Origin of the sequence: uncultured Halopseudomonas sp., assembly GCF_963977355.1 — a bacterium.
GTDB lineage: Bacteria > Pseudomonadota > Gammaproteobacteria > Pseudomonadales > Pseudomonadaceae > Halopseudomonas.
In genome coordinates this window covers 13,614-33,745 of the sequence record NZ_CAXBOV010000007.1, presented here as the reverse complement: position 1 = coordinate 33,745, position 20,132 = coordinate 13,614, and the positions used below count along the sequence as shown (strand labels likewise).

At 56.4% G+C, this 20,132-nt stretch carries 15 protein-coding genes, 1 tRNA gene and 1 pseudogene; 11 read left to right on the top strand and 6 right to left on the bottom strand.

Annotated elements, in window-relative coordinates:
- Positions 1 to 54: 54 nt before the first annotated feature.
- From AAC076_RS04995 to AAC076_RS04985, 3 genes are read left to right on the top strand one after another with little or no spacing between them, the layout of a single operon-like run.
- Positions 55 to 240: a DUF2065 domain-containing protein gene (locus AAC076_RS04995; protein WP_339843312.1), complete on the top strand. Its 186-nt coding sequence runs from the start codon at positions 55 to 57 to the stop codon at positions 238 to 240.
- A gap of 51 nt (positions 241 to 291) precedes the next feature.
- Positions 292 to 1,491, top strand: a complete 1,200-nt coding sequence (locus tag AAC076_RS04990) for an ATP phosphoribosyltransferase regulatory subunit (protein WP_339843429.1) — start codon at positions 292 to 294, stop codon at positions 1,489 to 1,491.
- A 48-nt stretch (positions 1,492 to 1,539) separates the two neighbouring features.
- A complete protein-coding gene (locus AAC076_RS04985; protein ID WP_339843311.1) occupies positions 1,540 to 2,835 on the top strand; it encodes an adenylosuccinate synthase in 1,296 nt (431 codons plus the stop codon).
- Between the two features lie 198 nt (positions 2,836 to 3,033).
- Here the strand turns inward: AAC076_RS04985 and AAC076_RS04980 are convergent.
- Positions 3,034 to 3,120 (bottom strand) — tRNA-Leu (locus AAC076_RS04980).
- Positions 3,121 to 3,296: 176 nt separating this feature from the next.
- On the opposite strand from AAC076_RS04980, the gene rnr reads away from it, so the two are divergent.
- The 8 genes and pseudogenes from rnr to AAC076_RS04940 form a co-directional block, all read left to right on the top strand.
- Complete coding sequence (rnr, locus tag AAC076_RS04975; protein WP_339843310.1) at positions 3,297 to 5,843, top strand: ribonuclease R; 2,547 nt, start codon at positions 3,297 to 3,299, stop codon at positions 5,841 to 5,843.
- 19 nt (positions 5,844 to 5,862) lie between these two features.
- Positions 5,863 to 6,600: a 23S rRNA (guanosine(2251)-2'-O)-methyltransferase RlmB gene (gene rlmB, locus AAC076_RS04970; protein ID WP_339843309.1), complete on the top strand. Its 738-nt coding sequence runs from the start codon at positions 5,863 to 5,865 to the stop codon at positions 6,598 to 6,600.
- A gap of 135 nt (positions 6,601 to 6,735) precedes the next feature.
- Positions 6,736 to 7,164, top strand: coding sequence for a 30S ribosomal protein S6 (gene rpsF / locus AAC076_RS04965; RefSeq protein WP_150278309.1), 429 nt, complete (start codon positions 6,736 to 6,738; stop codon positions 7,162 to 7,164).
- Positions 7,165 to 7,205: 41 nt separating this feature from the next.
- Positions 7,206 to 7,436 (top strand): 30S ribosomal protein S18, encoded by a 231-nt coding sequence (rpsR, locus tag AAC076_RS04960; protein ID WP_096348409.1) that lies wholly within the window; start codon positions 7,206 to 7,208, stop codon positions 7,434 to 7,436.
- Between the two features lie 42 nt (positions 7,437 to 7,478).
- Entirely contained in the window at positions 7,479 to 8,378 is a 900-nt protein-coding gene (locus tag AAC076_RS04955) for a hypothetical protein (RefSeq protein ID WP_339843308.1), read from the top strand.
- 18 nt (positions 8,379 to 8,396) lie between these two features.
- Positions 8,397 to 8,843 (top strand): 50S ribosomal protein L9, encoded by a 447-nt coding sequence (gene rplI / locus AAC076_RS04950; RefSeq protein WP_339843307.1) that lies wholly within the window; start codon positions 8,397 to 8,399, stop codon positions 8,841 to 8,843.
- A 201-nt stretch (positions 8,844 to 9,044) separates the two neighbouring features.
- Complete coding sequence (gene dnaB / locus AAC076_RS04945) at positions 9,045 to 10,436, top strand: replicative DNA helicase (protein ID WP_150278510.1); 1,392 nt, start codon at positions 9,045 to 9,047, stop codon at positions 10,434 to 10,436.
- A gap of 14 nt (positions 10,437 to 10,450) precedes the next feature.
- Positions 10,451 to 12,619 (top strand): annotated as a pseudogene (locus AAC076_RS04940) (YgiQ family radical SAM protein); the annotation flags it as partial.
- Positions 12,620 to 12,727: 108 nt separating this feature from the next.
- On the opposite strand, the gene AAC076_RS04935 reads toward AAC076_RS04940, so the two are convergent.
- The 5 genes from AAC076_RS04935 to dusB all read right to left on the bottom strand — a co-directional run bounded on the left by AAC076_RS04935 (position 12,728) and on the right by dusB (position 20,044).
- A complete protein-coding gene (locus tag AAC076_RS04935; protein ID WP_339843306.1) occupies positions 12,728 to 15,475 on the bottom strand; it encodes a response regulator in 2,748 nt (915 codons plus the stop codon).
- A 160-nt stretch (positions 15,476 to 15,635) separates the two neighbouring features.
- Positions 15,636 to 16,925, bottom strand: coding sequence for a phosphoribosylamine--glycine ligase (gene purD / locus AAC076_RS04930; protein WP_339843304.1), 1,290 nt, complete (start codon positions 16,923 to 16,925; stop codon positions 15,636 to 15,638).
- Positions 16,926 to 17,027: 102 nt separating this feature from the next.
- The gene (gene purH / locus AAC076_RS04925; protein WP_339843302.1) at positions 17,028 to 18,635 is read right to left on the bottom strand and encodes a bifunctional phosphoribosylaminoimidazolecarboxamide formyltransferase/IMP cyclohydrolase; all 1,608 of its coding nucleotides are present in this window, start codon (positions 18,633 to 18,635) and stop codon (positions 17,028 to 17,030) included.
- Positions 18,636 to 18,722: 87 nt separating this feature from the next.
- Positions 18,723 to 19,049 carry a DNA-binding transcriptional regulator Fis gene (gene fis / locus AAC076_RS04920; protein ID WP_339843301.1) on the bottom strand — a complete coding sequence of 109 codons (327 nt, stop codon included), beginning with the start codon at positions 19,047 to 19,049 and terminating at the stop codon, positions 18,723 to 18,725.
- Positions 19,046 to 20,044: a tRNA dihydrouridine synthase DusB gene (dusB, locus tag AAC076_RS04915; RefSeq protein ID WP_339843299.1), complete on the bottom strand. Its 999-nt coding sequence runs from the start codon at positions 20,042 to 20,044 to the stop codon at positions 19,046 to 19,048. Before dusB ends, fis begins: the two co-directional genes overlap by 4 nt.
- Positions 20,045 to 20,132: the final 88 nt, after the last annotated feature.

Sequence of the window (20,132 nt, the reverse complement as noted above, 5' to 3'; positions counted from 1 at the left end):
TCGTCCGACTCTGCAGGGCTTGATGCGGTCTGGCCAGTACAGGGAATGCAGTCGATGTGGCAAAGTCTGGCAACCGCACTGTGTCTGGTGCTAGTCATTGAGGGGCTGATGCCATTCCTGGCCCCAGATCGCTGGAAGCGCATGCTGACTGGCGTGGCTCAGATCAGCGACAGTCAGCTACGAATTGTAGGGTTCTGCAGTATGTTGATCGGCACTCTTTTGCTGTATCTGGTGCGTTGATGCTCCCTGATGCAGGACACTTGTATTCACCATGTAGGAAAGGTTGTGAAAATGCCAACTGTTGATAGCTGGCTGTTGCCCGAGGGCATCGAGGAAGTCCTGCCCGAAGAGGCCGCACTTATCGAGACCGCACGCAGGCAACTGCTGGATCTGTTTTCTTCCTGGGGATATGACCTGGTCATCACCCCCCATATCGAATATGTAGAATCGCTGCTTACCGGTGCTGGACACGATCTGGAGTTGCAAACCTTCAAGATGATCGATCAGTTGTCTGGACGCATGCTTGGCGTGCGGGCCGACATCACGCCACAGGTCGCGCGCATTGACGCGCACACGCTGGGTGCCGAAGGTCCGAGTCGGCTTTGCTACTGCGGTAGCGTCATGCACACTCGGCCGCGGACGCTTTCTACGGCGCGCAGTGTGATTCAGCTGGGTGCTGAACTCTATGGTGATGCGTCCAGTGCCAGTGACATCGAAATTATCACACTGATGCTCGAAACCCTGTCCAGTTGTGGTGTGCGCGGTGCGCATCTGGATATCGGGCATGTAGGTATCTATCGCGGGCTGGCGCAGGCAGCTGGTCTGGATGAGAAAGTCGAGCAGACGTTGTTCGACGCGTTGCAGCGTAAGGCGGTAGATGAGGTCCGGGCGATTGCCGAGCCCCTGGGACAAAGCCAATCTTCCCTGGCAGCGATGCTCTGCAGTCTGGCTGAGTTGTCGGGCGGTGTTGAGGTGTTGGAGCGTGCGCATGTGCTGCTTGATGGTGCGCCAGAGTCGGTGATGGCCGCGCTGGATGATCTCGCTGAAATTGCTCAGACCCTGGCTCGCCAGTATCCGGAGATACCCCTGTATTTCGATTTGGGTGAGTTGCGCGGATATCATTATCATACCGGCGTGGTTTTTTCAGCTTACATACCCGGACTGGGCCAGAGTATTGCCCAGGGTGGTCGTTATGACGACATCGGCTCGGACTTCGGTCGTGCGCGCCCGGCAACCGGGTTTTCGACAGACCTGCGACTGCTGGTTGAGCGCGGCAATATTGCCACCGGTACCGAACGCTCAAGTGCCATATGGGCAGCTTATGCGAACGAGGCTGGCTTGCAACGCGAAGTGATGAAGCTGCGTCGCGAGGGTGAGCGCGTCATTGTTGCCTTGCCGGGTCAGGTTGACGCCGACGCAGTCGAGCACGGCTGCGATCGTATCTTGCGGTGGCAGGGTGGTGCGTGGCAGGTAAAAAAGCTGGAAAATTGATTCAACGGCCGAGCAGGCCGTTCAAATTCGAATGAGGCGAGAGCTGAAATGGGCAAGAATGTAGTCATCCTCGGTACCCAGTGGGGCGATGAGGGCAAAGGCAAGATCGTGGATTTGTTGACCGATCAGGTCGCTGCCGTCGTCCGTTACCAGGGCGGTCACAATGCGGGCCATACACTGGTTATTGATGGTGAAAAAACCGTATTGCACCTGATCCCGTCAGGAATCCTGCGCGAGAACGTCACCTGCTTTATTGGCAACGGCGTGGTTCTTTCTCCTGAAGCTCTGATGAAAGAGCTCAAGGAGCTGGAAGCAAAGGGTGTGCCCGTACGCGAGCGGCTTCGTATAAGCCCGGCTTGTCCATTGATTCTGCCTTATCACGTGGCGCTTGATCAGGCACGGGAAAAAGCCCGTGGCGAGGCCAAGATTGGTACAACAGGCCGCGGCATTGGCCCGGCTTACGAGGACAAGGTTTCCCGTCGAGGTTTGCGGGTAGCGGATCTGTTCAATCCCGAGCGCTTTGCCACAAAGTTGGCCGAAGTACTGGAATATCACAACTTCTCCCTGGAGCATTATTACAAGGTGGAGCCTGTTGACTTCCAGAAGACGTTTGACGAGGCGATGGGCTATGCGGAGTGGTTGCGTCCGCTGATGACGGATGTCACGGCCAGGCTGCATGAGCTTCGCCGCGAAGGTGCCAATATCATGTTTGAAGGCGCTCAGGGTTCGTTGCTGGATATTGATCACGGTACCTATCCCTATGTGACCAGCTCCAATACGACGGCCGGCGGTACGGCCACTGGCTCGGGATTTGGTCCGCTATATCTGGATTACGTTCTGGGTATCACCAAAGCCTATACCACTCGTGTTGGCTCGGGTCCTTTTCCTACCGAGTTGTTCGATGATGTTGGTGCGCGTCTGGCCGAGCGAGGGCATGAGTTCGGTTCCACCACGGGTCGGGCACGTCGTTGTGGTTGGTTTGACGCGGTCATCCTGCGTCGCGCAATGGAGGTCAACAGCATAAGTGGTCTATGTCTGACCAAGCTGGACGTACTGGATGGGCTGGATGTCATTCGTATTTGCGTCGGTTACCGCAATGAGGCGGGTGCGGTTATCGAAGTGCCAAGTGATGCCGACAGTTATCTGGGGCTTGATCCAGTCTACGAGGAGGTGCCGGGTTGGAGTGAGTCGACCTTGGGTGCTCAAACGCTGGAGCAGCTTCCAGAGAACGCCCAGGCCTATATTCGTCGCATAGAAGAGTTGGTGGCCGCGCCTGTCGATATTATTTCGACCGGACCTGACCGTAATGAGACCATCATCCTGCGGAAAATATTTCAGGACTGATAGCAGTTCTCGACGAAAAAGGCGCCTCTAGGCGCCTTTTTTGCGTGCGCGAAAAAGTCTATTGCACCATCAGTGGCAATTAAATATACGATTTGGACGAAGTTGGGCAGATACTGCGCATGAGGAATCGTCGTATGCACAGGGAAAATGAAATGGGGTAGTAACGTGCTTGTTGATGAGGGAATCAACAATAAGAAATGGTGCCCAGGAGAAGACTCGAACTTCCACGGCCTTGCGGCCACCAGCACCTGAAGCTGGCGTGTCTACCAATTTCACCACCTGGGCATTACAGTCAATCTGGATGCTAAGCTGAAACAGGCGTTTCTCGCCGCAACCGTTGTTGTGTTGACGGCGCGAATAATACGTAGCGCCCATGGGGTTGTAAACCCCTCGGCAAAAATAAATCGGTAATCGCCGGAAACAGGTGCATGAAAAGCCAATTCGCGGTTCAATAGACAACTATGACGAAAAAATCAATATCAAAAGACTCGGCCGCGCCGAGCAATTCCGAACGTACTTCCGCATCATCAGTCGACTGGACCGCACTCGATCCAGAAGCGACACGCGAAGCCCAGAAATACGAAAACCCCATCCCCAGTCGCGAGCTTATTCTCAAGTTGCTCGAGGATCGTGGAGCGCCGGCAACCCGAGCGCAACTCCAGGACGAGCTGGGTATAACCGGTGAGGAGGGCATCGAAGCCCTACGACGCCGGTTGCGCGCGATGGAGCGCGATGGTCAGTTGATCTATACCCGCCGCGGTGCCTATGCGCCGATTGACAAGCTGGACCTTATCAAGGGCCGCGTTCAGGGACACAGGGACGGCTTCGGCTTCCTGGTTCCGGAATCGGGCGGTGATGATCTTTTCCTGAGCCCTGCGCAGATGCGCCTGGTGTTTGATGGTGACAAGGTCCTGGGTCGAGTAACCGGCGTTGATCGCCGTGGTCGCAGCGAAGGCACCGTTGTCGAGGTGATAGAGCGTGCCCATGAAGTTCTGGTGGGCCGCTATTACCGCGAGAACGGTATAGCCTACGTCGCAGCTGATAATGCCAAGATCAATCACGAGGTGCTTATCCAGCCGGGCTGCGAGCATGGTGCCGAGCCCGGGCAGTACGTCGAGGTCAAGATCACACAGTGGCCGAATATTCACCGTCAGGCCCAGGGTGAAGTCGTCGAGGTGGTAGGCGACTACATGGCTCCCGGCGTTGAAATTGAAGTTGCCCTGCGTAGTTACGACATTCCGAGCGTCTGGCCCCAGGCCGTTCTCAATGAGGCGAGCAAGCTCAAGGACCAGGTTGAGGAAAAGGACAAGCTCAAACGTGTCGATCTGCGGCATTTGCCGCTGGTTACAATCGATGGGGAAGATGCGCGCGATTTTGATGATGCGCTCTACTGCGAGCCGCAGAAGGCTAGCGGTTGGCGCCTGTTTGCCGGTGGCTGGAAACTCTATGTAGCCATTGCTGATGTTTCCCATTATGTGCCGGTGGGTTCGGCTCTGGATGAGGAGGCTGAGCTGCGTGGCACCTCGGTTTATTTCCCCAGCGAAGTCGTGCCTATGTTGCCGGAGGCTATTTCCAACGGACTCTGTTCATTGATGCCAAAGGTTGATCGCCTGGCTCTGGTATGTGAAATGACGCTCTCCAAGAGTGGCGAGCTGACTTCCTATGAGTTCTGTGAGGGTGTCATTCACTCCCATGCGCGCCTGACCTATACCCAGGTTTCGAACATGCTTGAGCACCCTCGCAGTCAGGAGGGCATGGCGCTGTCCAAGCAATATGCCGAAGTACTCCCTGCGCTCAAGGATCTCTACGAGCTATACAAGGCCCTGGCCAAGGCGCGTCAGGGTCGAGGTGCTATTGATTTCGAGACCACGGAAACGCGCATTGTTTTTGGTGAGAATCGCAAGATAGCCGAAATCCGTCCCACGACACGAAACGATGCTCACAAGATCGTCGAGGAGTGCATGCTGGCAGCCAACGTTGCCACTGCTCGCTTTCTCGGTGACCTTGAGTTGCCCGGTTTGTATCGCGTGCATGACGGTCCCAAACCCGAAAAGGTTGAGCGTCTTCGCGAATTTCTCAATGCGTTGGGTTTGTCTCTGACTCGAAAGAAGGGTGACCCGACGCCAGAGGATTACGCCGAAGTTCTGCGTAAGGTTCAGGGGCGTCCGGATGCGCAGTTGATTCAGACTGTAATGCTGCGCTCGCTCAGTCAGGCTGTTTATAGTCCGCATAACGCGGGCCACTTTGGCTTGAATTACGAGGCTTACACGCATTTCACCTCGCCTATTCGCCGTTACCCGGATCTGCTGACGCATCGCGCGATTCGCAGTGTTATCCGCTCGCGTCGCAAATCTGACCTGGTCAAGCGGGCCGGTGCTGGCAACATACCCAAGGCGGTCATTTACCCCTACGACATGGCGGCACTTGAAAGACTCGGCGAGCAATGCTCGCAGAACGAGCGTCGAGCTGATGAGGCAACGCGCGATGTAGTCAGTTGGCTCAAGTGCGAGTTCATGCAGGATCGAGTGGGCGAGAGCTTCGATGGTTTGGTCACTTCGGTTACAGGCTTTGGTCTGTTTATCGAGTTGAAGGATATCTACATCGAGGGTCTGGTTCATATCACTGCGCTGCCGGCTGATTACTACAACTTTGATCAGGTTCATCATCGACTGGTTGGAGAGCGCTCCGGCAGGAGTTTCCGTCTTGGAGACACAGTACGCGTGGTGATCGCCCGTGTTGATCTCGATGAGCGAAAGATCGATTTCGAGATGGACAAGAGTCAGCCGGAAAACCAGCGTACAGATGTGGAGGCCAGCCGTGCCGCTCGCAAGAATCTGATCGAGGGCTCGAAGAAGGCAGGGGCGGGCGCAGCCAAACAGGGGCGTGCGCCACGGTCAAAGAGTGGCGCCAAGGCTTCAGAGGGTAGAAAGCCTGCTGACAAGTCCTCCACTGGTTCCGGTCCGCGTGCTCCACGTGCGCCCCGGGCCCCGCGTAAGCGCAAGACTTGAGGCGGGTGGCTGAGCAGATATGAGCGACAGTGAATACGTTTTTGGTGTGCACGCGGTTCAAGCGATGCTTGAGCGTTCGCCCAAGCGCGTCAAGGGTCTCATCCTGACGCGCGGCCGTCTGGATGGGCGAGCGCAAACGCTTGCCGATCTGGCCGAAAGTATCGGGATCGGTATTCAGCGTCTTGCGCCCGAAGATATGGACAAGCTGGTCGAGGGTGTTCATCAGGGTGCAATTGCACAGGTTTCCCCCAGTCAGATGTGGTCCGAGGAGATGCTCGATCGGCTCCTCGATGGGCTGGATGCTCCGGCGTTGTTACTGGTTCTAGACGGCGTTACTGACCCACATAATCTAGGGGCCTGTCTGCGCAGCGCCGATGCTGCAGGTGCGCATGCGGTGATCATTCCACGTGATCGTTCCGCGAGCCTGACCCCGGTAGTACGCAAGGTTGCCTGCGGTGCTGCCGAAACGGTTCCACTGGTTGCGGTAACCAACCTCGCTCGCACACTGAAGCAGTTACAGCAGCGTGGCTTGTGGGTGATGGGTACAGCGGGTGAAGCCGAGCAATTGATCTATCAGGTCGATCTAAAGGTGCCCAGCGTCATTGTGATGGGTGCTGAAGGCAGCGGCATGCGTCGACTCACCCGTGAGCATTGCGATTACCTGGCGAAGTTGCCGATGGCCGGAAGTGTTAGCAGCCTTAACGTCTCGGTCGCCAGTGGGATCTGTCTCTTCGAAGCTGTTCGCCAGAGAAGCTAGCCGCTTGAGGTTTGGGGGTATCGCCTTAAAGCTTGCAGCTTCCCCACCACTCCCATAGAATGTGCGCCCCAAACTAGAGTTCTACTCCTTGCCAGACCATGTTGGGTGGCTGGCTACAACCCGTAAGGAGCACTAATGCGTCATTACGAAATCGTATTCCTGGTTCACCCGGATCAGAGCGAACAGGTCGGCGGCATGATCGAGCGCTACACCAAGCTCATCGAAGAAGACGGCGGCAAGATTCACCGTCTGGAAGATTGGGGTCGCCGTCAATTGGCTTACCCGATCGACAAGATCCATAAAGCCCACTACATCATGATCAACGTCGAGTGCAGCGCCAAGGCACTGGAAGAGCTGACCGAAAACTTCCGTTATAACGATGCCGTTATCCGTAACATGGTCATCCGTCGTGACGAAGCTATCACCGAACAGTCCGACATGCTCAAGCCCGAAGATACCGGTCGTGGCGAGCGTCGTGAGCGTCGCGAGCGCACCGAAGGTGACGACAGCGATTCTGACAACGATAGCTCGAACGACAACGATAACGACGGCGACGACGAGTAAGTCATCCCGGTCCCATTTCCAGTATTCAAGGAGACGCTGCCATGGCACGTTTTTTCCGTCGCAGAAAGTTCTGCCGTTTTACCGCTGAAGGCGTTAAAGAGATCGATTACAAGGATCTCAACACTTTGAAAGCCTACATTACCGAGACCGGCAAGATTGTTCCTAGCCGCATTACCGGTACCAAGGCCCGTTACCAGCGTCAGCTGGGTGTCGCTATCAAGCGCGCCCGTTATCTGGCTCTGCTGCCCTTCACCGACAGTCATGGTCGTTGATAGGTAACTTATTACTTACGTAATCAGGGATATCTGACCGGCATGCGTGGGTTGGCTGAATACATCATGCGGGGACGTAAGGAGGCTACTCTTGTAGTAGCCATCTCTGCGGCCATTCCGCTGTTGTTCTGGGTCAGCGCCGCAGCCCTTGCTCTTGTCGTGCTTAGGCGCGGCCTGTCCGAGGCGTTGCCGGTGTTGGCTTGGGGTATTTTACCGGCCATTGCCTGGGCGTGGGTGGGCGACATTACGCCGCTGTTGGTTATCGGCGGCACTGTAGCCCTTGCCACTTTGCTTCACAGTCGAAGCGACTGGGCGTCAGTATTGCTGGCGTCAGTTCCGCTTGGCCTGGCCTACGCACTACTTCTGTTGACCGTGCTGAACGAGCCTTTGCTGGCTTTGGCTGCACAGATTCAGGAGCGATTGCCGCAGCTATTGGCCGATATAGGCGGGTCTGTCGACGAGGCTGGTCTAGCTCGCATTGAAGCTTTGCTGGTGCCAGTGCTCGCCGGCCTGATGGGTGCGGTGCACACGATGATGGTGCTGGTTAGCCTCATGGTAGGGCGCTCCTGGCAGGCCAGGTTGTACAACCCCGGTGGATTCCGTCAGGAGTTCCACTGGTTGCGGTTGTCGCCTGTAGTGGCGGGCGCATTGCTACTTATAACGCTCTTCGGTCCACAGTTCGGACAGTTTGCGTTATTGGCGCCGGTAACCAGTCTGCCACTGATGTTGGCAGGGCTGGCATTGATTCACGGCACTGTCGGTATCAAGAAGCTCGGTTCCGTCTGGTTGGTGATACTCTATGTGGTGTTTGTTCTAGCCGCCCAGTTTGTGTATCCCCTGATTATGTTGTTGGCATTTATTGATAGCCTGTTCGACTTTCGTTCCCGTCTTGCGCCGGCCCAGGGCCCCCGTGACGATAACGACCCGAACGGCCAAGACTGAATACAAGAGGTTATTTCTATGGAAGTTATCCTGCTCGAAAAGATCGCGAATCTGGGTGGCCTTGGTGACAAGGTTGCCGTGAGCGCCGGTTATGCACGCAATTTCTTGCTGCCTTTCGGCAAGGCTACCCCGGCTACTGCATCCAACCTGGAAGCCTTTGAAGCTCGTCGCGCTGAACTTGAGCGCATTGCTGACGAGAAGAAGGGTGAGGCTGAAGCACGCGCTGCCAAACTGGTTGATCTGACTGTAACTATCGCAGCCAACGCCGGTGAAGAAGGCAAGCTGTTTGGTTCTATCGGCACCCGTGATATCGCTGACGCGGTAACTGCGGCTGGCGTCCAGATCGAAAAGAGCGAAGTGCGTCTGCCAGAAGGTCCTCTGCGTAACGTCGGCGAGTACGACATTGCGGTGCAATTGCACACAGATGTAGAAGCCAGCGTCAAACTGGTTGTAATCAACGGTTAATCCTCAAGGCGGCAGGCACTCGCTCCGAACAGTGTTCAGCTCGGCAGGGTGAGTTCCGCGGCCTTTAAGGTTAGACTGTCCAGCACGGCGCCTGTCTTTGACAGGCGCCGTGTTGTTGTTTTTGTGTCCCGGTTATTTGCTTCTCGGGGCGTCCTGATCGAATAGCGAGCAAGTACCGGGCCTGTGCCGATGAACGAACCTATGTACACCGACAATACGGAACTTGATCTGCAGGCCTCTTCGCTGAAGATTCCTCCGCACTCAATCGAAGCCGAGCAGGCGGTGCTGGGCGGTGTCATGCTGGAAAACACAACCTGGGAGCGGGTTGTGGAATTGCTCAGTGAGGCCGACTTCTACCGTCATGATCATCGCTTGATTTTTCGTGCGCTCGCCAGCCTGGCATCGCGTAATCAGCCGTTCGATGTGGTGACTCTTGCAGAAGAGCTCGACCGTGAAGGTCTGATTGATCAGGTCGGGGGTTTGGCTTATCTGGGGCAATTGGCGAAAAATACGCCGTCGGTTGCCAATATTAGTGCCTATACGCACATCATTCGCGAGCGCTCGACCCTGCGCAAGTTGATCAGTACCAGCTCGGATATTGCCGACAGTGCATTCAACCCGAAGGGCAAGCAGGCAAATGCGATTCTTGACGAGGCTGAAAGACAAATATTCGCCATCGCTGAGAGTCGGCCCAAGACGGGTGGCCCCGAGTCGGTCAATAATCTTCTGACCAAGGCGATCGACAGGATCGACACGCTGTTCAACAGCGATGGGGCTATCACCGGTCTTTCAACCGGATTTGCCGATCTTGACGAGATGACTTCGGGGTTACAGCCAGCGGATCTGGTGATCATAGCGGGGCGCCCTTCCATGGGTAAGACGACCTTCGCGATGAATCTGGTCGAGAATGTGGTGCTGCGTTATGACAAGGCTGTACTGGTGTTCTCCCTGGAGATGCCAGGTGATTCCCTGGTTATGCGTATGTTGTCATCGCTTGGGCGAATCGATCAGAGCAAGGTGCGCGCAGGTCGTCTGGATGACGACGACTGGCCGCGCTTGACCTCGGCGGTAAACCTGCTGAATGACCGAAAGCTGTTCATCGATGATACAGCGGGTTTGTCACCGATGGAGATGCGCGCCCGCGCGCGGCGTGTGGTGCGCGAACATGGTGAGATCGGGATGATCATGATCGACTATTTGCAGTTGATGCAGATTGGCGGCTCCTCGGAAAATCGAACCAACGAAATTTCCGAGATTTCACGATCACTCAAGGCGCTGGCCAAGGAATTCAACGCCCCAGTTGTGGCGCTTTCCCAGCTCAATCGATCACTTGAGCAGCGGCCCAACAAGCGTCCAATCAACTCCGACCTCCGCGAGTCCGGTGCAATCGAGCAGGATGCGGACGTCATCATGTTCGTCTACCGGGACGAGGTCTATCATCCGGATACTCAGGATCAGGGTATCGCCGAAATCATCATCGGCAAGCAGCGGAACGGTCCTATCGGCAATATTCGATTGGCCTTTCTGGGCAAATTCACCCGTTTCGAGAATCTCGCACCTGGCTCCTATGCCGGGTACGGTGATATGGAGTAACCATGTCTGCCAGCATGCCGGCCGCGAGGCCGTTGTTCGATTATCCCAAGTACTGGGCCGAGTGTTTCGGCGCAGCGCCTTTTATGCCCATGAGCCGGGACGAGATGGACCTGCTTGGTTGGGACAGTTGCGACATCATTATCGTGACCGGCGATGCCTATGTGGACCATCCTTCGTTCGGCATGGCGATCATCGGTCGTCTGCTCGAAGCCCAGGGTTTCCGTGTCGGGATCATCAGCCAGCCTGACTGGCAGAGCAAGGATGCCTTCACCAAGCTGGGCAAGCCAAATCTGTTTTTTGGCGTCGCCGCGGGCAATATGGATTCGATGATCAATCGCTATACAGCGGATCGCAAGATTCGTTCGGATGATGCTTACACGCCGGGTGGCAAGGCCGGGAGTCGACCGGATCGAGCCAGTCTGGTGTATAGCCAGCGCTGCCGTGAGGCTTTCAAGGATGTGCCTGTGGTTCTGGGTGGTATCGAGGCTTCCCTGCGCCGTATAGCGCATTACGACTACTGGCAGGACAAGGTTCGCCATTCGCTGTTGCTTGATGCAAAAGCCGACATCCTTTTGTACGGAAACGCCGAACGGGCCGTCGTCGAGATTGCCCAGCGGCTTAGCCGCGGCGAAGATATCCAGACGATTACCGACATACGTGGCACGGCCTTTATGCGTCGTGATACTCCGCTCGGCTGGTTTGAACTCGATTCAACCCGGATCGATCGTCCAGGTAAGGTCGACAAGATCATCAATCCCTACGTGAATACCCAGGACACCAGTGCCTGCGCCGTAGAGCAAGCCAAGGGTCCAGCTGAGGAAGGCACGACGGATACTGGCGCTGAGGGTGTACAGGTAGTACAGCTGTTGCCGCACCCGCGCCTGGAACGCGACAAGACGGTCATTCGGCTTCCGTCCTTTGAAAAGGTGAAAAGCGATCCGGTGCTTTATGCACACGCCAACCGGGTCCTGCATCTTGAAACCAATCCCGGTAACGCCCGGGCATTGGTGCAGCGCCACGGAGAAAAGGACGTGTGGTTCAACCCACCTCCGATTCCGTTGACCACTGAAGAAATGGATTACGTGTTCGGTCTGCCCTATGCGCGTGTTCCACACCCCGCCTACGGGGATGCGAAAATACCCGCCTACGAGATGATCCGTTTTTCGGTGAATATCATGCGCGGCTGTTTTGGTGGTTGTACCTTCTGCTCTATTACTGAGCACGAAGGAAGAATTATTCAGAACCGCTCCCACGATTCGATTATTCGTGAAATCGAGGAAATTCGTGACAAGGTGCCAGGCTTTACCGGGGTCATCTCTGACCTGGGCGGTCCAACTGCCAATATGTACAGGATCGCCTGCAAGAGCCCTGAAATTGAAGCTGCATGCCGGAAACCATCCTGTGTGTACCCGGGAATCTGTGAGAATCTTAATACCGATCATTCGTCCCTGATCGGTTTGTATCGCAAGGCGCGTGAGCTGCCGGGTGTGAAAAAAGTACTGATCGCCTCGGGATTGCGTTATGACTTGGCTGTAGAGTCGCCCGAATACGTCAAGGAGCTGGTTACCCACCATGTGGGTGGTTACCTCAAGATAGCGCCTGAGCATACCGAACAGGGACCGCTCAGTCGCATGATGAAGCCTGGTATCGGGACTTATGACACCTTCAAGCGTCTGTTCGAGAAATACACCAAAGAGGCAGGCAAGAAGCAGTACCTGATACCGTACTTCATTGCGGCTCACCCCGGCACCTCGGATGAGGACATGATGAATCTTGCGCTGTGGCTCAAGACCAACGATTTCCGGGCCGATCAGGTGCAGGCGTTCTATCCTTCGCCCATGGCTACTGCCACTGCCATGTATCACTCGGGCAAGAACCCGCTGCGCAGGGTGACATACAAGAGTGATGGAGTGGATAGCGTGAAGGGCGAGCGTCAGCGCCGCTTGCACAAGGCGTTTCTGCGTTATCACGATGCCAAAAACTGGCCGCTATTGCGTGAAGCACTGAAGGAAATGGGACGTGCAGACCTGATCGGTAACGGTAAGCAGCATCTGATCCCGACCTTTCAGCCTGCCGTGGAAGGCTATGCCAGTGCGCGCCGCAAGAACTCTACACCTGCAGGCGGTAAAGCCAAGCCGGGCGTTATCCTGACCCAGCACAACGGTCTGCCCCCGCGGGAAAGTGGTGCGCGCAAGAAGCCGAGCGGTAAAAAAGTTGGTAAGTCAGCGCCGAGAGCGTCTTCACGTCGATCATAAAGACGCGGTAGCCCTTTCTGGACCGACATCAGCTAGTCAGGAGGGCTTGTTTTCCTGCTTGTGCCCGACCCAGTAGTCGATCTGCTCACGTAATTGCGTGAGCTCGACAGGTTTAGCCATGTGTGCGTTCATGCCTGCGCGGCGCGAGCGCTCCCGATGCTCAGGAAGAATATGAGCTGTGAGGGCTATTATGGGTACTGGTTGTCTGCCCCTGCCTTTTTCCCAGTCGCGAATTTGCTTCGCCGCAGTAAATCCATCCAGTTCGGGCATCTCACAATCCATCAACACCAGATCGTAATGTCCGGCTTTTACGGCTTCGACTGCTTGGTGGCCGTTCTGTACGGCCGTCGCTTGCAGGCCCAACTTGGCGAGCATGCCGCGGATAACCTTGGTCGAAATGGCATTGTCCTCGGCAACCAGGACCCTGAACTCATCAAATGAGCTTTCAGGAGGGCTTTCCGGTACTTCCTCTTTCATGCGATCAAGCGTGCCGAGGTGCTGCTGCCATTCTTCGGCGAGGGTAGTGCGCAAGGTATATCCAGCCACCGGCTTGCTCAGTATGCGTCGCACTCCGGCTGCTCTGGAGATGACTCGGCTAGGCGCCTGGCTGACGCCGGTGAGCATTATGATCATCAAGCTATTGCGAATGGCCTGATCGTCCTTGATCCTGCTGGCGAGCTCCAGTCCGCTCATTCCGGGCATGGCCTGGTCTACCAGGAGAACCTCGAACGGATTGCCCAGGTGAGACTGGGTGCGCAGCAATGCTAGCGCCTCCTTGCCACCGGCTACAGTCTCGGCCTGCATACCCCATGCGCTGCATTGATTCTGCAATACCTTGCGGCAAGTGGCGTTGTCATCGACGATCAGTGTGCGCAGGTCCTTGAGGGAGCGTTCATCAGCGGCCGAGACCTCGGGCTTCGCTGATTGCGCGGTGTTGATATTGAGCGAGAACCATATGGAGTTACCATGCTCGGTGGCGTACTTGATACCGATTTTGCCGCCCATCATGCGGACCAACTGGCTAGCGATTAGCAAGCCCATGTGAGCGGAATGATCGGCCTGTTCAAGTAAGCGGGCTGTGTCCATCGTGGTTTTTGAAAGGGCTTCGCGTGCCCGGTCGGGCATCGAGCTGCCTGTATCCTGGACAGCGAAACGTAATATGGGCCTTTCGTCTTCTTCCTCCAGTCCGACTACCAGAAGTATTTCGCCCTCGGCAGTGAAACGAAGTGAGTTGTTGAGCAGGTTGGTAAGCACTTGCCGAAGTCGTGTGGGATCACTTTCGATGGTGCGTGGTACCTCGGGGTGCACATAACTAATGAGTTCGATGTTCTGATTGCCTGCCCGGCTACGTACTGTCTCCAGGCAGTCATTGATCAGTCCGTGCAGATCGAAGTGGACCGACTCGAGAATCATCTCACCTGATTCCAGGCGGGACATATCCAGAATCTCGTTTATCAGATTCAAGAGGTCGCTACCCGATCCATGGATTGTTTGCACATAATCGCGCTGCTTGGCTGACAGGGCGGTGTCCAGTAACAGCTCGGACATTCCTAGTACGCCGTTCATCGGGGTACGAATCTCGTGACTGATTCGAGCCAGAAATTCTGCTTTGGTGCGCCTCTCGGCCAGGTACGCAGCACTGACCTGACGATGACCAAATTGCTGAGCAATCCGTCGCTGCAGGCGTTTATTCAAACCCCATGCATAGCCTACCAGCGCGAGCCAGAGCAGCAGGATGACGATGCCATCACCAAAGGGGTGTGCGGAAGGTCGGTATTCAGCGACAAAGCTGCCCAGCATGAAAAATATCGAGGCTAAAAATCCCTTTTCCACCGGCTGGTGTCGCAACCAGAGAAATAGCATCAGGATGGCAATCGATAGGGGCAGCCCAAGCCTCAGGATTGTCGTTGCGAGGTTAAGCAGGCTGACATCCAGTGCGGCGACGAGAATGACTAATCCCATTACCGACGCCACCAGTATCAGGCTCTGGGGGACGCTGCCCTTTGCACGCAGGCTTTCCGGTGGCAGCAGGCTGAGAAGAATCAGTGCCATTACGGGGTAGCTTGCCAGTTGGATCAATCCCGCACTGTGGCCTCGGAGGCCGGGCAGCGCAGCTACGATCGAGCTGATACCGCTCAGGGCGCTGATCCCTAGCAACAATGCGGCCAGTGCAAGCAAGAGATGGAATGGGTCACGGCTGACAATGCCATGCAGTAGCCCGTGGACTGCAAGGGCCAGCAGCAGGCCTATCAGGACCCCCTGGAGTGCCTGACTGGTACTCTGGCTGGTGGCTGCTTCCTTGACGCTGGGCACCTGAATCAGGGTGGTCAGCGGAAAATCGCTGCGCAATCTCAGGTAGGCGTGGTATTCGCCGCCCTCACTCGTATCAAGCAGGAAGGCAAAGCCTGGATAGGGCAGGGTACCTGCAGAGCCGGGAATCCCTGACCCGTCAAGATATTCGGCGATGAGCTTGTCATCGCGCAGCAGATACAGCTCTGCTCTGGATATCAGGGGATTTTCCAGGAGCAACTGCCGGGCGTATCCACCCTGTAGGGAAATCTGTATCCACAGTGCCCCCTCTGCGGATATGTGGAGAGGCCCCGGGGCGCGAGGAGCAAACCGGTGAATATAGCGGCTGGAGGCGACATCATTGAGGGTCAGCTGCCCACTGGTGTCGACAAAGGTGCGATAGGCAGGGTCTTTGGTCTCGGTCGCGGCTACCCATCCGGCCATGGCCAGGGCCAGGCTTGCGAGAATGGCTAGAAACCAGCTCGTCTGCTTCAAGGTAATGGCGTCCTGTCCATGGTCAATCGAAAGGCAGATCGTGATTCTGAGCGATCAGTATAGCTCAAGGCATGGCCGCTCGGAATGGGCCATCCAGTGTTGTCACCGGCTGGGGAAATTCAGTGACTTCCCCGTCCCCGGATTTCAGGCAGAATTGAAATCAACCCTCTTGCTGTTCTCTTGCTATGGCCCTGTAGCCAATGTCGTGGCGATAGAAGCTACCTTCCCAGCTGGGCTTCTGCGCTAGCAGATAGGCATTTTCTTGCGCTTCAAGAACAGTTGAGCCCAGAGCAGTGGCGCATAGAACTCTGCCGCCGCTGGTGACAACATTCTTGCCCGCCAATGTCGTGCCGGCGTGAAAGATCTTGCCGTTGGGGTCATCGGACTGATTCAGTCCGCTTATGACCGAGCCCTTGGCATAGTCTGCGGGATAGCCGCCCGCCGCCAGAACTACGCCAAGGCTGGGACGTGGATCCCAGACGGCCTCTACCTTGTCCAGCTCGCCAGCCAGAGCGGCTTCCGTCATTTCGACCAGACTGGATTGCAAACGGAGCATGATTGGCTGCGTTTCGGGATCTCCAAAACGGCAGTTGAATTCGATAACTCGCGGTGCGCCCTCCGAGTCAATCATCAGTCCGGCATATAGAAAGCCGGTGTATACATTGCCCTCGGCGGCCATGCCGCGAACAGTCGGCCAGATGACCTCGTCCATCACGCGCTGATGCACGCTGGGGGTCACGACAGGAGCGGGGGAATAAGCCCCCATGCCGCCTGTATTCGGGCCTGTGTCGCCGTCACCGACGCGCTTATGGTCCTGGCTGGTAGCCATGGGCAGGACATGCTCACCATCGACCATAACGATAAAGCTGGCCTCTTCGCCGTCGAGAAAGTCCTCGATCACGACGCGCGAGCCGGCCTCACCGAAGGCATTACCCGATAACATGTCACGCACGGCATCTTCTGCTTCGGCAAGCGTCATCGCCACAATGACGCCTTTACCGGCAGCGAGACCGTCCGCCTTGATCACGATAGGCGCGCCCTTGCGGTGCAGGTATTCCAGGGCCGGTTCAATGTCGGTGAAATTGGCATAATCGGATGTTGGGATACGATGTCTCGCCAGGAAGTCCTTGGTAAAGGCCTTGGAGCCTTCGAGCTGCGCAGCCCCTGCGGTGGGGCCGAAACATTTGAGACCCCGTTCGCGGAACAGGTCGACCACGCCTGCGACCAGTGGCGCTTCGGGACCGACGATGGTCAGTTGCACGTTTTCTGCGGCAAAGTCGGCGAGCCGACCTAGCTCCAGAACGTCGATAGCCACGTTCGCGCATTTTGCTTCAGTGGCTGTGCCAGCATTACCTGGGGCTACATACACGGTCTCAACGCGGGGGTCCTGGGCTGCTTTCCAGGCCAGAGCGTGTTCCCTTCCGCCACTACCGATAATCAATATGTTCATGGTCTCTCCCTTGGAGAGAGCGGCAAGCCGCAAACGTCAAATCGCTTACGGGACGTCCTGGGCCCGTATGCCGTCTTGTCGCTGCTGACTTGCGGCTCGCTGTTAGTGTCTGAAATGTCGCATGCCAGTAAACACCATGGCGATGTCAGCTTCATCGGCGGCCGCTATCACTTCTGCGTCGCGCATCGATCCACCGGGCTGAATCACAGCGCTGATGCCATTGGCCGCAGCATTATCGATACCGTCACGGAACGGGAAGAATGCATCCGAAGCCATGACCGCACCCTTGACCTGCAAGCCTGCATGTTCAGCCTTGATTGCGGCGATGCGCGCCGAATTTACACGGCTCATCTGCCCGGCGCCTATGCCCACCGTCTGGCGTTGACTCGCATAGACAATGGCGTTGGACTTGACGAACTTGGCAACTTTCCAGGCGAAGACCAGGTCATTGATCTCCTGCTCGGTGGGTGCGCGCTGGGTGACCACCTTGAGGTCCTGGGCGGTAATCATGCCTACGTCGCGGCTCTGCACCAGAAGGCCGCCATTGACACGCTTGAAGTCCCAATCCGCTGCCGCTTGAGCCTTCCATTCACCGCACTCGAGCAAACGCACGTTGGCTTTGGCACTGACTACCTCCCGGGCAGCAGCGCTGATCCGTGGCGCTATAATCACCTCGACGAACTGGCGCTCGACAATGGCCTTGGCCGTCTCTGCGTCCAGTTCGCGATTGAAGGCGATAATGCCGCCGAATGCTGATTCGGTATCAGTGGCGTAGGCGAGTTCATAGGCCTGACGAATACCCCCATCTGCCTCGGGCACTACGGCTACGCCGCAGGGATTGGCATGTTTGACGATCACACAGGCCGGCTTGGTGAAGCTTTTCACGCACTCCAGTGCAGCGTCGGTGTCAGCCACGTTATTGTAGGAAAGCGCTTTGCCTTGTAACTGGATTGCGGTGGCGATAGAAGCATCGGCTGGGGACGCTTCGCGGTAGAACGCGGCTGCCTGATGTGGGTTCTCGCCGTAACGCATATCCTGCGTCTTGATGAACTGGCTATTGAAGGTGCGCGGAAACGGGGAGCGGTTATTGGTGCTCAGCGTATCGGACTGACGGTCAATGGTGCCCAGATAGTTGGCGATCATTCCGTCGTAGGCGGCGGTATGTTCGAAGGCCTGCAGTGCCAGGTCAAAGCGTTGAGCGTAGGTCAGGCCGCCGGCCTTCAACGCCTCGATAATGCCAGCGTAATCGCCTGAATTTACGACGATCGCAACATCCTTGTGATTTTTTGCCGCTGAACGGACCATCGTAGGTCCGCCTATGTCGATATTCTCGATGGCATCGGGGAGGCTGCAATCGGGGTTGGCGACGGTGGCGGCAAACGGGTAGAGATTGACGACCACCATGTCTATGGGCTGGATGCCATGCTGCTTCATTACCTCGCCATCAACGTCGCGACGACCCAGGATGCCGCCGTGGATCTTGGGGTGCAGCGTCTTCACGCGCCCGTCCATCATTTCCGGGAACCCTGTGTAATCAGCCACTTCCACTGCGGCCAAACCTTGCTCACGGAGCAGCTTGAACGTGCCACCGGTAGAAAGGATCTCGACGCCTTGAGCGCTCAGTTCACGGGCGAATTCGACGATTCCGGTCTTGTCGGACACGCTGACAAGCGCGCGACGAACCTGCAGGCGGGTGGTTTGGTCAGTCATTGGGTATCCAGTTATGGTCTATTGAGAATGATCGCCGGTCGCATTACAGCTCCGATCGGTAAAGCCTTGCAATCGTCTTCAGCTGTTTCAGAGAAGTCCGTATTGCTTGAGCTTTTTGCGCAGGGTGCCCCGATTGAGGCCGAGAATTTCAGAGGCCCGGGTCTGGTTGCCCTTGACGTGTTCCATCACGCTCTCCAGGAGGGGGGCTTCGACCTCGCAAAGCACCATGTTGTAGACATCCGTCACATCCTGCCCGTCCAGATGTTCGAAATAGTTTTTCAAAGCCTGTTCAACGCTATTGCGCAGTGTGCGGCTGCTCTGGCTGAGCTTGTCGGGCTCTACAAAAGGGGGATCTTGGGGTACGTCGCTCACGGTGTCAGGTCCAGTCATCACTGATGCGTTCAATAGGCTCATGCCGCAAGGTCTCCTTCCAGCAAGCGGGTAAAAAAAGTCTTTATGCTTTCGTGTTGCTGTGCAGGGCACTCTATCCGATTGAACCCGCGTCTGAATTCCTCGGCTCCGGGAAGTGTCTGCAAATACCAGCCCACATGTTTGCGAGCTATTCTTACGCCTTGATGTTCACCATAGAACTGATGCAGCGCGTCCAGGTGTTCAAGCAGGGTGTGCTGTTGCCACTCCAGCGGTGGTGGGGGCAGCAGCTCACCATGCTTTAAATAGTGAGATATTTCTCTGAAGATCCATGGCCGACCCTGCGCGGCACGCCCAATCATCACAGCGTCCGCTCCGGTATGACGTAATACCGCCAGGGCCTTTTCCGGGGAGTTAATATCGCCATTGGCAAAAATGGGTATGCCCGCTTGCTGTTTGATCGCTGCGATGGTGTCGTATTCGGCGCAACCGGTATACAGCTGATTTCGAGTACGGCCGTGCACTGCCAGGGCCTGGATGCCTGACTCTTCAGCGATTCGTGCAATGTTCAAACCGTTGCGTGACTCTGAGCACCAGCCGGTACGAATCTTCAGTGTGACCGGTAGATCCACGGCCCCGACTACTGCCTCAAGTATCTCTGCGACAAGTTTTTCATCGCGCATCAAGGCCGAGCCGGCGGCCTTGTTGCATACCTTTTTGGCTGGACAGCCCATGTTTATGTCGATGATCTGAGCGCCCAGCTGTTGGTTCATACGTGCAGCTTCAGCCATCATCAGCGGTTCGCCGCCGGCGATCTGCACGGAGCGTGGCTCGTCTTCACCGCTGTGATCAAGCCGGTTGCGAGATTTGCGACTGTTCCACAGACGAATGTCACTGGTAACCATCTCGGACACCACCAGTCCAGCTCCAAGCTTACGGCAGAGTTGCCGGAAGGGGAGGTCGGTAACGCCCGCCATCGGTGCGAGTATGACCTGATTGGCGAGCTGGTAGGGTCCGATACGGATCACAGACTGGTTCATCCCTGCAAAATCGACTCATCAGTGACAGGCCGCGCAAACGACGCCAACAATAAGGAGTCATCCGGTGCCGGCGTTAAATTTGCGCAAA